This window comes from Clostridium sp. UMB9555A (assembly GCF_030222355.1).
Lineage (GTDB): Bacteria > Bacillota > Clostridia > Clostridiales > Clostridiaceae > Sarcina > Sarcina perfringens.
On record NZ_JASORQ010000003.1, the window covers coordinates 421,085 to 435,621 of the forward strand.

At 28.2% G+C, this 14,537-nt stretch carries 13 protein-coding genes and 2 tRNA genes; 4 read left to right on the forward strand and 11 right to left on the reverse strand.

What is annotated here, in order from left to right; all coding sequences use genetic code 11:
• Window positions 1–14: 14 nt before the first annotated feature.
• Window positions 15–1,316, reverse strand: a complete 1,302-nt coding sequence (locus QP548_RS11875) for an NlpC/P60 family protein (protein WP_061426221.1) — start codon at window positions 1,314–1,316, stop codon at window positions 15–17.
• A gap of 184 nt (window positions 1,317–1,500) precedes the next feature.
• Window positions 1,501–1,791 carry a hypothetical protein gene (locus QP548_RS11880; RefSeq protein ID WP_061426220.1) on the reverse strand — a complete coding sequence of 97 codons (291 nt, stop codon included), beginning with the start codon at window positions 1,789–1,791 and terminating at the stop codon, window positions 1,501–1,503.
• A gap of 165 nt (window positions 1,792–1,956) precedes the next feature.
• Here QP548_RS11880 and QP548_RS11885 point away from each other — a divergent pair.
• Window positions 1,957–2,032, forward strand: a tRNA-Pro gene (locus QP548_RS11885).
• 175 nt (window positions 2,033–2,207) lie between these two features.
• On the opposite strand, the gene QP548_RS11890 is transcribed toward QP548_RS11885, so the two are convergent.
• Entirely contained in the window at window positions 2,208–2,354 is a 147-nt protein-coding gene (locus tag QP548_RS11890) for a hypothetical protein (RefSeq protein ID WP_170869537.1), read from the reverse strand.
• A gap of 138 nt (window positions 2,355–2,492) precedes the next feature.
• Between QP548_RS11890 and QP548_RS11895 the strand changes: the two genes are divergently transcribed.
• Together QP548_RS11895 and QP548_RS11900 are read left to right on the forward strand one after the other, a co-directional pair.
• Window positions 2,493–3,842: a [Fe-Fe] hydrogenase large subunit C-terminal domain-containing protein gene (locus tag QP548_RS11895; protein WP_061426219.1), complete on the forward strand. Its 1,350-nt coding sequence runs from the start codon at window positions 2,493–2,495 to the stop codon at window positions 3,840–3,842.
• An 82-nt stretch (window positions 3,843–3,924) separates the two neighbouring features.
• Window positions 3,925–4,578 carry an HAD family hydrolase gene (locus QP548_RS11900; protein WP_061429410.1) on the forward strand — a complete coding sequence of 218 codons (654 nt, stop codon included), beginning with the start codon at window positions 3,925–3,927 and terminating at the stop codon, window positions 4,576–4,578.
• A gap of 142 nt (window positions 4,579–4,720) precedes the next feature.
• Here the strand turns inward: QP548_RS11900 and QP548_RS11905 are convergent, their stop codons facing one another.
• The 7 genes from QP548_RS11905 to QP548_RS11935 form a co-directional block, all read right to left on the reverse strand.
• Window positions 4,721–6,154: a glycosyltransferase gene (locus QP548_RS11905; protein ID WP_061426218.1), complete on the reverse strand. Its 1,434-nt coding sequence runs from the start codon at window positions 6,152–6,154 to the stop codon at window positions 4,721–4,723.
• A gap of 114 nt (window positions 6,155–6,268) precedes the next feature.
• The gene (locus QP548_RS11910; RefSeq protein WP_003460432.1) at window positions 6,269–7,450 is read right to left on the reverse strand and encodes an ABC transporter ATP-binding protein; all 1,182 of its coding nucleotides are present in this window, start codon (window positions 7,448–7,450) and stop codon (window positions 6,269–6,271) included.
• Window positions 7,451–7,463: 13 nt separating this feature from the next.
• Window positions 7,464–8,699 (reverse strand): glycosyltransferase, encoded by a 1,236-nt coding sequence (locus QP548_RS11915; protein ID WP_061426217.1) that lies wholly within the window; start codon window positions 8,697–8,699, stop codon window positions 7,464–7,466.
• An 18-nt stretch (window positions 8,700–8,717) separates the two neighbouring features.
• Window positions 8,718–10,001 carry a glycosyltransferase gene (locus QP548_RS11920; protein WP_061426216.1) on the reverse strand — a complete coding sequence of 428 codons (1,284 nt, stop codon included), beginning with the start codon at window positions 9,999–10,001 and terminating at the stop codon, window positions 8,718–8,720.
• A gap of 13 nt (window positions 10,002–10,014) precedes the next feature.
• A complete protein-coding gene (locus QP548_RS11925) occupies window positions 10,015–11,187 on the reverse strand; it encodes a polysaccharide ABC transporter ATP-binding protein (RefSeq protein ID WP_061426215.1) in 1,173 nt (390 codons plus the stop codon).
• 17 nt (window positions 11,188–11,204) lie between these two features.
• Entirely contained in the window at window positions 11,205–12,026 is an 822-nt protein-coding gene (locus QP548_RS11930; protein ID WP_236907321.1) for an ABC transporter permease, read from the reverse strand.
• A 466-nt stretch (window positions 12,027–12,492) separates the two neighbouring features.
• A complete protein-coding gene (locus tag QP548_RS11935) occupies window positions 12,493–13,239 on the reverse strand; it encodes a peptidylprolyl isomerase (RefSeq protein WP_061426213.1) in 747 nt (248 codons plus the stop codon).
• A gap of 284 nt (window positions 13,240–13,523) precedes the next feature.
• Between QP548_RS11935 and QP548_RS11940 the strand changes: the two genes are divergently transcribed.
• Window positions 13,524–13,991: a peroxiredoxin gene (locus QP548_RS11940; RefSeq protein WP_061426212.1), complete on the forward strand. Its 468-nt coding sequence runs from the start codon at window positions 13,524–13,526 to the stop codon at window positions 13,989–13,991.
• A gap of 383 nt (window positions 13,992–14,374) precedes the next feature.
• Here the strand turns inward: QP548_RS11940 and QP548_RS11945 are convergent.
• Window positions 14,375–14,450, reverse strand: a tRNA-Phe gene (locus tag QP548_RS11945).
• Window positions 14,451–14,537 lie beyond the last annotated feature (87 nt).

Sequence of the window (14,537 nt, forward strand, 5' to 3'; positions counted from 1 at the left end):
AAATATATTTTTAATTATAATATTCTTCTTGCTGATGAGTAATTATATATAGGTCCTACTATTACACCAACACCTGGTCTAGCAGCGTGAATCATTTGTCCACCACCTACATATATTCCAACGTGTTCTACACCATTAGTAAATACTAAATCTCCTGGTTGTAACTGATCTCTTGATACAGGTCTACCTTGATTTATTTGTGAATAAGTAGTTCTAGTAATTTCTCTACCTACTGCATTTCTATACACATAACTAGTAAATCCTGAACAGTCAAATGAATCTGGACCAGTTGCACCAAATACATATGGTCTTCCTATAAATTGGTATGCGTATGATACTACTGCTGAAGCTGCCCCTTCACTTGGTGGAGCTACTGTGCTTCCTCCACTATTTGATGATGAACTTCCATTACTAGCTGAAGATGAGCTTCCACCAGTATTAACATCTCCACCTCTATTAGGTGCGCTACTTACTGCTTCTTCTGCTTTTTTAGTTTCGATTAAATCTTTAGCTTTTTCTATAGCTTGAACTGCTTCTGCATCTACCTCTGGAGTTTTTATTTGATTTCTTAAACCTCTTAAGGCTGTCACAGCTTGATTTAAATCATTTATTGAACTATTTGAATTTATTTTAGAAGTCCATGGCTCCATTAACTGTCTTTCTAGTGGAGCTAATTCTCCAACAACTTTTTCTTGCTCAGCTTTCATGTCTTTTATAACGCCTTCTTGCTCAGCTTTCATTTTGTTTAACTCATCTATTTTTGATTGAGTTTCTGAATTAAGCTTATTTAATTCGGCAGTCTTATCTTCTAATTCTTTAACTTGGCTATCAAGCTTTTCCTTTTCAGAAGTTAATTCATCAATAACTTGCTTATCCATACCCATTACTTTACTTATAGCTTGTACTCTTGATAAGAAGTCACCAATTCCATTAGAATCTAATAAAGCAGTTAAGTAGTTTGCTTGTCCACCACTTTTATATGTTGCTCTTATTCTTTGACCTAAAACTTCTTGTTGTTTTTCTATTTTCTTCTTTGATTCCTCAATTTGACCTTTAACAGTTGAAATTGATTCCTCTGTTTTAGCTATTTCTTCTTTATTTTTTTCTACTTGAAAAAATAAAGGCTCTATTTTAGCTGATAAACCATCTATTTTATCTTCTAACTCTCTTATCTTACTATTTATATCTGCATATTTATCTTGACCTTGTTCCATTTGTTGCTTTTGATCATCTGTAAGTGGAGTTGCGAATACACTATGTCCTACTCCAAATGTCATTGTAGCAGCAAGAACTGTTGAAATTATTTTTTTCTTCATATCTACTTGCTCCCATTTAATGAAAAATAGGAACTCATCCCTCCCCTATGTTAAAAGTTTTACACTTATACATTATAGCATTTGAAACCTTTTTGTAACAATATAAATTTGTCATTTTTTTGTTAAATAAATATAATTTTTTCACTTTTTTTACACTTTTTTAACTCTTTCTTACATATATATACTATTTTGAGATTTGTTTTCCAATTAATTTCTGTATAATTGATCCACCAATTATAATAATTACGAAAGCTATTTTTATTGAATTTCCATTAACGAAGTTATCAAGTACTCCTAAAATAGTTCCTAAAAATCCTATAAAAATATTTCCTATTGCATTGCTTTGTATGTACTTAGCACTATATTTTCCTGCTTGATTTTCTCCTTCAAATCTTTTTTTGTTTGCAAACAATACTATTCCAACAACTATTAAGAAAAAACTAGCTGCTAGCATAACAATTGAACTTATCTTCATTTGTTTCACCTCATCTTTTAATTTTTAAATTACTACTTAACATTATAACATCCTCACAGAAATATAATATATTTTAAGTAGAATATAATATTTTTTAATTTTTTAAACTTTTTTTATTTTTTTGTTGACAACCTTATTATTTTCTCATATAATAATAAATGTCGCCGGGGTGTGGCGCAGATGGGAGCGCGCGTGGTTTGGGACCATGAGGTCGCAGGTTCGATCCCTGTCACCCCGACCAAAAGGAATTGCAACAGCAATTCCTTTTTTTATTTTATATAAAATTTTAATATTAATACTCCAGTTAAATCTATTTAGACTTAACTGGAGTATTATTTTTATTAGTAGATAATTTTAATATAAAATATATAATCTACTTTAATCTTATTAATAAATTATATTCTTAAACATATTTTTTATTCTAAATTATCATTTCCCTCTTCTTTAATACTCTTTGCAAATTCTTCTTCAAAGTACCTATCTTCCTTTGCGGCTGCAGTAAATAAAGCCATATAAAACATCCATATAAGTGCTAATATCACAGTTAATATAATATATTTCATTGTATATCTCCCTCTTTTTAAATTAGTATCTACTTAAAATACTTTCCAAAACATAAAAATTTATACACTCTACTAATACAATTTGAATTTTTGTACATAATAATTTTATTAAAATGATTGTAGGAGGATCTATCTATTATGAATAAAAAGTATGACTCTTTATTTAAAGAACTTATCTCTTCATATTATTCAGAAGATAACTTTGATGAAAAATTAAATGATATAGTAAAAAATAATTTTAATAGTAAAGAAGATGCTATTGATGTTCTTTCATCCCTATGTGGAGTTGATATAGATAAAAACTCAGATAATATTGCTTATGACATAAGAAAAGCTATAACAACACACAAAATCAAAAAAAATATAGTTGATAAAGTTTCTGTATGTACAAAAAACTGTTCAAAAGAAAGTAAAGGTAAATGTCAAAGCCTTTGTCCCTTTGATGCAATACTGACTGATCCTATAGATAATAGTAAATATATAGATCCAAATCTATGTCAAAATTGTGGTATATGTGTTCAGGTATGCGAAAGTGGTCACTTTCTAGATAGAATTGAACTTCTTCCTATTATTGATTTAATAAAAAATAATGAGACTGTAATTGCCGCGGTAGCTCCTGCTATAGCTGGACAATTTGGTGAAAATGTCTCCTTAGATATGCTAAGAGAAGCATTTATAAAAATAGGCTTCTCAGATATGATTGAAGTTGCATTTGCCGCTGATATGCTTTCAATTAAAGAAGCTGTTGAATTTAATCATCATGTAGAGAAAACTGGAGATATATTAATAACATCTTGCTGTTGCCCTATGTGGGTGGCCATGTTAAGAAAGTGTTATAAGGATTTAGTAAAGGATGTCTCCCCTTCTGTTTCACCTATGATAGCTGCTGGGAGAGTAATAAAAAAATTAAATAAAGATGCTAAGGTAGTTTTTATAGGTCCCTGTATAGCTAAGAAAGCTGAAGCAAGAGAAAAAGACTTAGTTGGTACCATAGATTATGTCTTAACTTTTGAAGAATTAAAAGGCATATTTGAAGCATTAAAAATAGATCCATCATCTATGAAAGGTGTCCCCTCTATAGAATATACCTCTAGAGGTGGAAGGCTTTATGCTCGAACTGGAGGGGTATCAGAGGCCATAAATGATGTGGTTAAAGAACTCTATCCTGATAAAGCTAAGATATTTAAGGCAGTTCAAGCTAATGGAGTTAAAGAATGTAAAGAACTCTTAAATAAAGTTCAATCTGGTGAATTAAAAGCAAACTTTATTGAAGGTATGGGATGTGTTGGAGGATGCGTTGGTGGTCCCAAAAGAATAGTAGATCCTAGCATAGGTAAAAAACACGTTGATGAAGTTGCTTATAATTCTCCAATAAAAGTTGCTACTCATAGCCATACTATGGATGAAGTCCTATTAAGATTAGGAATAAATTCATTAAAGTCTTTTGAGGATAAAGAAAAAATATCTATTTTTGAAAGAGAATTCTAAAACATATTTACTTATAAGCTTAATATTTAACCTTACCTTCTATATAATTTATATGTTAAACTGTATTGGGGGTGAGGCAACAATGCTTAGCAATATAAAAGGTGTAATCTTTGATTTAGATGGAACTTTAGTTGATTCAATGGGAGTATGGGCTAAAATAGATTCTGATTACCTAACTGATCTTGGTCTTGAAGTTCCTAAAAACCTTAAAGAAGAAATCACTCATTTAGGCTTCAAAGAAGTTGCTAAATATTTTAAGAAAAGATTTAATATAGCAAGTTCAGAAGAAGAAATAATGAAAACTTGGCATGATATGGCCTATGTAGAGTATAAAAATAATATCAAACTTAAATCTGGTGCAAGAGAATTTCTTGAGCAATTAAAAGAATCTAATATAAAAATAGGATTAGCTACTAGTAACTCTTATCCTTTACTAGAAGTTTGCTTAAAATCAAATGATATCTTTCATTTATTTGATTCAATAACAATAACAGGTGAAGTAACTAGAGGAAAGGATTTTCCTGATGTTTACTTGTTAGCTGCTGAAAGATTAGGATTAGAGCCTAAAGAGTGTGCAGTCTTTGAAGATATATTGCCAGCAGTTAAAGGAGCTCTTAGTGCTGGAATGAAAGTTTTCGCCGTGGAAGAACATACTGTTTCTGAAGAAGAAAAAGCACAAATCAAAGAAATTGTACATGAATACATAGATTCATTTAATGATTTACTTGTAAATTAATATTATACTTACATAATAAAACTATAAAACTATAAAACTCAAAATACATAATAAAAAGATAAACTACTTATGTAGTTATAATAATAAAAACTCAATTTAAAACATTACTAAGTTTTAAATTGAGTTTTTTGTAAAATTTATTTTATTCTAGGTTTTTAATAGCCTCTTTTATTAATTCAGCTCTATTATTCCAGGTATTTTCTTCAGATTCTCTTCTTAAGATGCTAAAATACTCTTTGTCATTTACTTCTAGTTTTAATGCCTTATCGATATTTTTTATAAACTCATCATAATTCTTTGAAACCAAACAAGATTCATAATTTTTGCACTCATTTATATCAGTTGTTACTATGGGCTTTTCTAAAGCCATATACTCAAATATTTTTAATGGTGATGTGGAGTCAGTTATATCATTTTTTATAAAAGGTACAATGCACACATCAAAATATCTTGAATAGTTTATTAAATCTTTATAATCAATCATACCAAGATAAGATATATTTGAATAATCTTTTAGATTACTTTGCTCATAAGACCCATCATAATCCATTCCTATTAAAACTATTTCGTAATCTTCTCTTTCCTTTGCTAATTGCTCAATTAACTTATAATCAAACCACTTAGCTAAAGCTCCATAATAACCTATTATAGGCTTTCTCTTATTAACTATAGGCTGAATTTTTTCACCTATTTCATTTCCATGATTTTTAAAGTCTTCTAAATTAACAGCATTAGGAGCTAAAATATTATTTTCATTTTCTCCCCTAAATTTATTTGCAATATCTTTTAATTTTTTTGCAGTTGAAACAACTAATACATTTTCTTTATCTCTCAAGAGTTTTTCATGATCCTCTATCATTTTAGAAGTTATGTTATATCCACTTATTTCACTAGATAACTCGTCTACAAAGTCATATATAACTTTAAAGCCTTTATCCATATATGTTTTTATCTTTTCGTAATCAACTGAGTTTAAACATGTAGCATAAACATGTACAAATTTAGGCTTATTAATTGATTTTATTGCCTCAAAAAATGCCACATTTAAACTATACATATCTAAATTAAGAACATATAAATTGTCCTTTATCTTTTTAATTGAATAAATGCTATCATTTTTTACATCGCTTCTATATATATATAATACTTTCTTTTTACTTAATGCCTCTGCTAAATGTTGAGGTCTTTGCTTCATTTCTATATTCCATCCAAAGGAAGCATGAAAAACAATAATTTCATCAAAGTCTTCTAATTCCAATATGCTTTTAATCTTTTCATAAAAACAATTAAATTGTCCCTCAAATAATATTGAGCTTATAGCATCATCTATATATTTAGATGTCTTAGAACATAATTCATTGAAATTTCCTGATAAAATATCTTCTTCGGTTATTTTATTCTCATAGTATGCTGTTTCTTCCCCATCCTCATTAATAACTTTAGTAAGTTCTAATCCAGAATATATAAGTTCTTTAAGTTTTAAATTTTCTATAAGCCAGTTATTTAATTCCCTTTTCTCTTCATATGTAAAATCTCCAATATTCTTTTTTAACATAACTTCAAAAATATTACTCATAAGAATTCTCCTTATCAAAAGACTTTAATATTTTTCATTATTAACATCTTTTCATATAATTAGTACACAAAAGAGGATATAAGCCATATAAACTATGGTCATATCCTCTATTTTTTATGTCCATGTAGAATCTAAGAATACAAAACCTTCAGACTCTCCTTCATTTTTCACCTCAAATGAAACTACGTCTTCTTGTGTTTCTAAAGCAACAAGATTTTGGCTTTCTGAAAATATAGCATCTAAATAATAAATTCCTTCCTTAACATCTAGAGAATCAATTTTAAAAGTAATTTTATTTCTTCCCTTTTTCCAAGGTATAGTGAATTCATCAACATTACTATTTACTGAGAATATAAACTGATCTGCATTTCTATACTCACAAGGCTCTCTGTATGCCTTTCTCATTTCAATAGTAATACCAGCATTTTTAACTGATGGATTAAACACCTCATATTCAACTAAAAATTCTATAGATTCGCCCTTTTTATAAACTTTTTTATCATCTAATATTTCCACATTGATAAGCTCAACAAACTTACCTGTTTCAAGCTCTTCTTTGTCATCACTTTTCATAAGTTTATCATAATATTTTTCAACTATATCAAAGGATGGTCCAATATCAACTACTCTTCCTTTTTCAAGCCATATAGCTCTTTCACAGAAGGTTTGAACAGTTTCAAGGCCATGTGATACATAAAGAACTGTTTTACCAGCCTCTTTAAATTCATTAAACTTATCCATACATTTTTTTTGGAATCCAACATCTCCAACGGATAATATCTCATCTACAATAAGTATATCTGGATTAATATTTATAGCAACGGCAAAGGCTAATCTAGCATACATACCACTTGAGTAACTTTTTACTGGTTGATTTATAAATTCTCCAATATCAGCAAACTCTATAATATTATCCTTTACCTTATCAATTTCATCTTGAGTTAATCCCATGAGACTTCCATTAAAATATATATTTTCTTCTCCAGTAAGCTCTGGATTAAAACCAGTTCCTAATTCTAAAAGAGAAGATACTCTTCCATTAACATTAACTTCTCCTGATGATGGAAATGAAACTCCTGTTAATATTTTTAACAAAGTAGATTTACCAGCACCATTATTTCCAATGATACCTACTATTTCACCCTTATTTACATGAAAAGAAACATCAGTTAAGGCTTTAAACTCTTTAACTTCTTTTTTTGCAAAAGGATTTATTATGTTTCTTATTCTACTTGATTTTGAATCATAAACTCTGTAATTTTTACAAAGATTTTTTACTTCTATTGCCTTTTCCATGATTTCTCCCCCATTAAGAGTTTAGTATAAGCTCCTTAATGTCCTTTGCCTTTTGTCTCCAAGTATTTTGATTACCTTCTTTTCTAAGTAATTCTATATATTCCTTAGAATTCTCTAACTCAGCAGCTTTCTTAATGTTATTTATGAAATCTTCATGTGAATCACTTACTAAAGGTGATTCATATTTTCTACACTCTGGTAAAGCTGTTGTAACTATAGGCTTACCTAAAGCCATATATTCAAATAATTTTACTGGTGAAGTAGCTTCTGTTATTTCATTTACCACAAAAGGAATTATAGAAACATTAAAGAACTTAGAATATGTTGGAAGCTCATTATAGTTAACAGTTCCTAAATAATGAACATTATCTAATTTTAATATTCCGCTCTTTCCTAAAGATTGATCATAATCTATTCCTATAAGAACTATTTCATAATCATCCTTAAATTCTTCTGCAAGCTCTTTAATTAAATCATAATCAAACCAACTAGCTAAGGCTCCAAAATATCCTATTATCTTCTTCTTGCTCTTAACAATGTTTTTCATCTTATCAGGAATCTTTTTGCAATCAATATTAGCAAAATGCTCATATTGAACTCCATTAGTTACAAGGGCTAATTTATTTTCTCCTCTTAGCTCTTTAGCTTCTTGATAAAGCTTATCTGCAGTAGTTACTACATAAACTTTTTCTGTATCTTCAAGCATTCTCTTATGACTTGCTTTAATTTCATCTGATATTTTAAATCCAGCAATGTCATCTGATAAATCATCAACATATTCATATATTATTTTAAAGTTTCTATCTGTAAACTTCTTTAACCAACTGTCATATTCAACAAATGAAGTTGAATATATTTGACCAAAAGCAGGAACTCCACTTTGAGATACTATATCTATTAAACATTCTTGTAACCAATATAGATCTGTATTAACTAGATAAAGATTTTCTTCCATCTTCTTGTAAGTTTTAATATCCTTATCAACATAAGGTGATGCTTTATAAAAATATAAAACATTTTCCTTAGCTAAGTTTAATGCTATATGTTGAGGTCTTTGGAACATTTTAACCTCAAATCCAAAGTAAACATCAAATATAACTATAGCATCATAATTTCCATTCTTTATTGCACCAGTTATTTCATCAAAAAATACTTGTTTTTGATCTTCATGTCCTTTTTCTCTATATTTAAGCAACATTGGCTTCAATATAGGTCTTAATAAATTTTTTACTCTTCTTTTTAAACTCATACTATTACCCTCTCACTCTTAAATGTTTTTATCAATTAATCTATCTAGTATAGCAGCCTTTTCTCTCCAAGTATTTGCTAGAGCTTCTTCTTTTAGGTAGTTATAATACTCATCTTTTTTATCAAGAGTTAATGCAAAGTCTAGTTTTTCTATAAAATCTTCATGGCTTTTTCCTATTAATACTGACTTATACTTTCTGCATTCTCTCATATCAGTAGTAACTATAGGATGGCCCATTGCCATATATTCAAAAAGTTTAACTGGACTTGTAGACTCAGTTATATCATTTAATAAAAATGGTATAGTTGATATTGTGAAGTATTGAGAATATTGATTTAATTCCTTATAATCAACAATACCTAAATAATGAACATTTTCAAGTTCATCTATTTTACTATCTTTAAAGCTGTTATCATATAAAAATCCTATTAATACAATCTCATAATTTGGTCTTTCCTTAGCTACTTTTTTAAGCAATTCATAGTCAAACCATTTTGCTAAAGCTCCAAAATATCCTATTATAGGATTACCTTTGCTTACTATATCTTTTAATTTTTCTGGAACCTCATCACTTCTATATTGCCAATGATCATATTGAACTCCATTTGTTATCATTGCAACATTTTCTTTTCCTCTAATCTCTTCTATTTCTTCTATAAGCTTATCTGCTGACCCTACAGCTATATTACTCTTATCTTCTATAATATTCTTATGTCTATCATATACAAAATCAGGTAAGTGTCCTGATATTTCATCTGAAAGTTCATCTATATATTCATATATTACTTTAAAACCATTATCGATGTATTTCTCTTTAATATATTGCTCATCTAAATAAACATCTGTTGAATAAAGAGATAAGAATTTATGACCTTTATACTCCTTAAGAAGATCAAACATAGCATTTTGTAAAGCAAAATTAGCCATGTTAACTAAGTAAAGCCTATCCTTCAGCTTTTCAACAGTCTTTACATGTGGATCAAACTGCTCTGAAGTTCTATAGAAATAAAGATATCCATCATCAGTAAGCTCATTTGCCATGTGTTGAGAACGTTGGAATAAAGGAATATTCCATCCAACTCTTGAATCAAACACTACTACCGCTTTGAATTTCTCTTTTTTTAATATCTTATGAAATATAGCATTAGCCTCTTCATAATTTTTTCTATAGGTTAATGCATTATTGTCTAATTTATCTTTAATACGTCTTTTTATATATCTTAAAACTCTCTTTATAACTTCTATTAAACCATCTTCTTTAAGAACTTCCGTTGTTCTCCTAGCAATTCTACCTACACTCATACTATTCCTCCGATTAATTACCCCAAGAATGCCCCAGTATTAAGAAACCTTCTCCTCTATACTTGTCATTCAAAGTAAAACTATATGCATTTATTTTTCTATATACTTCCTCTTCACCATCTCTTAAAACAAAGTCAATATAATAAACTCCAGCAACTAAGTTAACCTTATTTAAAGACACCTTTAACTTATTAACTCCTAAATTAAAAGGAATATTTTTTATATTATCTTTACTATTTATACCACAAACAAACTGATCATTTCCTCTAGTTGTACCTGGCTCATAGTCAGTTTTTCTAAACTCTAAAACTATGTTAGGGTCTTTTAAGTCATTTGAAATAAGATCATATTCAACCTCTAAATCTAATTTTTCAAAATATTCTACATTTTTTGTATTAGATTTAACTACTATACTATTTATTATGTCACTTTTATGATCTTTTAATTGTTCTATATTAGCAGGATTAAAATTTAAATTATAATATCTCTCTACTACAATTACAGAATTCCCATCATCTACAACTTCACCTTTTTGAAGCCAAATTGCTCTGTCACAGAACTTTTTTACTGTTCCAAGACCATGAGAAACATAAAGTATTGTTTTTCCCTTTTTCTTAAATTCATTGAATTTTTCCATACATTTAACTTGGAAACCAACATCTCCAACGGATAAAATCTCATCAACTATTAATATGTCAGGGTCTACATTAATAGCAACGGCGAATGCTAATCTAGCAAACATACCACTTGAATAATTTTTTACTGGTTGCTCTATAAAATTACCTATATCAGCAAACTCAAGTATATCCTTTAATTTTCCATCTATCTCTTCCTTAGTTAAACCATTTAAACTACCATTGAAATAAATATTTTCCATCCCAGTAAGCTCAGGATTAAATCCTGACCCCAATTCTAGCATAGATGCTAATCTTCCATTTATCTCAATCTCTCCTGAAGTAGGGAAAGCCACTCCTGTTAGTAATTTTAAAAGTGTTGATTTACCGGCCCCATTATGACCGATAATACCAACACATTCTCCCTTGCTTATCTCAAAAGAAACGCCCTTTAAAGCATAAAATTCTTTTATATTATTTTCTTTACCAAAAGCATTCGCTAATCTTTCAGATCTCTTTTGATATAACTTATATTTTTTAGTTAAGTCTTTAACTCTTATAGCAACAGACATATTCTGTACCTCTCTTTTTATAAAACATCATCAAATTCTGGTCTAAATTTTTTAAATACTTTAGATCCAAATATGAATAATATTATAGTTACTACCCAGAAATAAACTCCATATGCTAAACTAACTGTATGTGTTCCTAAATATGCGTCCCTAAATAAAACAGCTAAGTAATATAAAGGGTTTAATTTTAGTATTTTCTCAATCCAAGGCATACTAGAACCTACAGGTAATTCTCCTGCTTGCCACATAACTGGACACATCCAGAATAAAAATTGCATAAATACAGATATTCCATGTAATATATCAATTGACATTACTACCCATGCAGATAGTAATCTTGATAAAGCTGCCAAAAATATTATAGTTATGATAATGGCATAAATCAATTTAGGTATATTTATTAGATTTAAGTTACCATTGACTGCAAATATTATAAAACTTATTACTAGCAAAATTAAAAATGTGTAAAAACTAATTACTATTCTTATAGTAGGTAATATTTCTACAGGGAATTTAACCTTTTTAACCAAAAAGGAATTAACCCTTATGGAACCTGCACCTGACATAATTACATCAGAAATAAATATCCATGGTATGTATGCTGAGACTAGCCAAACTAAATAATTAACCTGTACATTTGTACTTGTTGTTTTCATTCCAGTTGAAAATATCATCCAGAAAACAGTTATCATAGCTAGTGGTTTTATTATAGCCCAAGCCATACCTAACTTAGAACCAGCAAACTCTTTTTTAAATTCTTTTTTGGATATGCTAAATATCATTCTCCAATGAGAAAAAATACTTTTCTCAATCTCAAGCCAATCCTTCAAGTTGTTCACCTCTGCTTATCATCTATTTTTTTGTAAAATAACTAAACCTAATTATACCACAAATACTTAATAAATATTTATACATTTCTCTTACAAAGTAGCAAAATATACTTCTTATTTAAGCCTTTTCTTAAAAGCTACAAATATATATAATATTTTCTTTCAACAAATCAAATTCATATAAAACCCAATTAAATTAAAAACTAGTAAATATAAATACTAAATATAGACTAATCTTATTAAGAAGTAAGTTCATAGGGCATTCTTATTATTCTAAATTTTAGAATATAAATTATAATTTAGAATTTAGAATTTATATTTTTAATACTTTCTAATATTAAAAATATATAAATTAAGTTCATTAAGAATCTCTAACTTAAGTATTGTCATTTATACATATTACTACACTAAAAACAATAAAAAAAGTTAGATATAGAATAAAATTCTACACCTAACTTTTTAATAGAGTCTTAAATTAAGCTAATTTAACTCCATATTTTTCTCTTAATTCTTTTATTAATTCTAAGTATTTCTTTTGTTGTCTTTCTTGAATTAACATATTAACAACTTGCTCTTTAACCTCTTCAAAAGCTTTAGTTTTAGCTTCTGTTTTGTCTTCAACTTTTATTAAGTGATATCCAAATTGAGTTTTAACTGGAGCACTAACTACTCCTAACTCTAAGTTAAATGCAGCTTCTTCAAATTCTGGAACCATCATTCCTTTTGAGAATGAACCTAAGTTACCACCTTGTTCCTTTGAAGGACAGCTTGAGTATTTGTTAGCAGCATCTTCAAAAGTTATTGATCCTGAAGCTATTTCTTCTTCTACTTTTTTAGCTTCTTCTTCTGATGCAACTAAGATGTGCTTAGCTGTTACAGTTTCTAATTCAACGAAGTTTTCTTTATGCTCTTCGTAAAAAGCTTTTGCTTCATCATCTGTTACAGTAACTGATGATAAAGTCTTTTTCATTACCATTTGAGCTAATAATTCTTTAGCAAATTTATTTAATTGATCTTTAAACTCTTCAGTCTTATCTAATCCAGTTTCTTTTGCAAATTCAGACATTAATTCAAAAGCAATAGCTTGCTCTAAAACTTGTCTTTTACCTTCATCACTAGCAAGCATAGCTTGTTGTTGAGCTGGGTATCTTGCTATTATCTCATCTATATAGTCTGAAGTTATTTCTGTATTTCCAACTGTTGCTAGAACTTTCTTTTCCATATATATTATCTCCTTTTTAATTAAAGTTTTATTTTCCTATACTTCATATATTAACATACATTTAATGAATTAAAAAGAAATTCTGAGTATTTTCCTAATCTATAAAATAAGTTTATATTTTAATAATATATAATTAAAAATTTCTTACTTATAAATTATAAATTCCTCCTCTAAAATTTTAATTTTTATATTTAAATTTTATACGTATGAATATCTCTCTTCCACTTTGTTGATAATGAATAGTAATTATTATATAATATATATAATTTTAAGGAGGGATTCTTATGTCAATTGAAATAAATAAATTAGCTCCAGATTTTAAACTTATGGGTTCTGATGGAAAAGAACATTCACTAAGTGATTACAAAGGAAAAAATATAATTTTATATTTTTATCCTAAGGATAACACGGCTGGTTGTACTACAGAAGCTTGTGATTTTAGAGATAACATACAAAACTTTCATGATTTAAATGCAATTATTTTAGGTATTTCTAGAGATTCTTTAGCATCTCACGATAAATTTATTACTAAATTATCACTTCCATTTGTATTACTTAGTGATCCAGATGAAACAGTTTGTAAATTATATGATGTAATAAAAGAAAAAAATATGTACGGCAAAAAATATATGGGTGTAGAAAGAAGCACTTTCTTAATAAATAAAGAAGGAATATTAGTAGAAGAATTCAGAAAAGTAAGAGTTAAAGGACACATAGAAAAAGTTCTAGATAAATTAAAAGAAATAAATTAAAAGAGGATCTTATTAAGATCCTCTTTTGATTTTCAACATAAGTTCAAAATATAAATTCAAAGTATAAAATAAAAATATAAATTATATTCTTATTTTACATTTTAATAATCTCATATAAAAATATTTTTTATGCTCTATAAAAAATAGCCTCTATGTATGTAGAAAATAATTATACTATCACTAAAACTTTTCTATATTTAATAAAAACAAATATATATATTTTTATACTTATAGTCTTATTGTAAGCTAACTATTTTATAGATATTTATGACTTATTCAAATTTCAATATAATATTATAATTTCTTATTTAGAACTCCTTATTTTAAATAAGAGTTTGAAATTTATGTACAAAAAAAGCTTAGTGAATAATTCACTAAGCTTTTGGTGGCTCGAGCAGGAATCGAACCAGCGACACGAGGATTTTCAGTCCTCTGCTCTACCGACTGAGCTATCGAGCCATAAAATAAAAACCTGGCGACCACCTACTCTCCCACACAGTCTCCCGTGCAGTACCATCGGCTTCTAAAGGCTTAACCGTCGTGTTC

Bases quoted from the DNA above. Each gene is read 5' to 3' on its own strand.
- QP548_RS11935 (WP_061426213.1), bottom strand. From the start codon at position 13,239: ATGGAAAAGAAAGTTCTAGCAACAGTTGGAAATACAGAAATAACTTCA.
- QP548_RS11875 (WP_061426221.1), bottom strand. From the start codon at position 1,316: ATGAAGAAAAAAATAATTTCAACAGTTCTTGCTGCTACAATGACATTT.
- QP548_RS11895 (WP_061426219.1), top strand. From the start codon at position 2,493: ATGAATAAAAAGTATGACTCTTTATTTAAAGAACTTATCTCTTCATAT.
- QP548_RS11905 (WP_061426218.1), bottom strand. From the start codon at position 6,154: ATGAGTAATATTTTTGAAGTTATGTTAAAAAAGAATATTGGAGATTTT.
- QP548_RS11900 (WP_061429410.1), top strand. From the start codon at position 3,925: ATGCTTAGCAATATAAAAGGTGTAATCTTTGATTTAGATGGAACTTTA.
- QP548_RS11940 (WP_061426212.1), top strand. From the start codon at position 13,524: ATGTCAATTGAAATAAATAAATTAGCTCCAGATTTTAAACTTATGGGT.
- QP548_RS11920 (WP_061426216.1), bottom strand. From the start codon at position 10,001: ATGAGTGTAGGTAGAATTGCTAGGAGAACAACGGAAGTTCTTAAAGAA.
- QP548_RS11915 (WP_061426217.1), bottom strand. From the start codon at position 8,699: ATGAGTTTAAAAAGAAGAGTAAAAAATTTATTAAGACCTATATTGAAG.
- QP548_RS11890 (WP_170869537.1), bottom strand. From the start codon at position 2,354: ATGAAATATATTATATTAACTGTGATATTAGCACTTATATGGATGTTT.
- QP548_RS11910 (WP_003460432.1), bottom strand. From the start codon at position 7,450: ATGGAAAAGGCAATAGAAGTAAAAAATCTTTGTAAAAATTACAGAGTT.
- QP548_RS11880 (WP_061426220.1), bottom strand. From the start codon at position 1,791: ATGAAGATAAGTTCAATTGTTATGCTAGCAGCTAGTTTTTTCTTAATA.
- QP548_RS11925 (WP_061426215.1), bottom strand. From the start codon at position 11,187: ATGTCTGTTGCTATAAGAGTTAAAGACTTAACTAAAAAATATAAGTTA.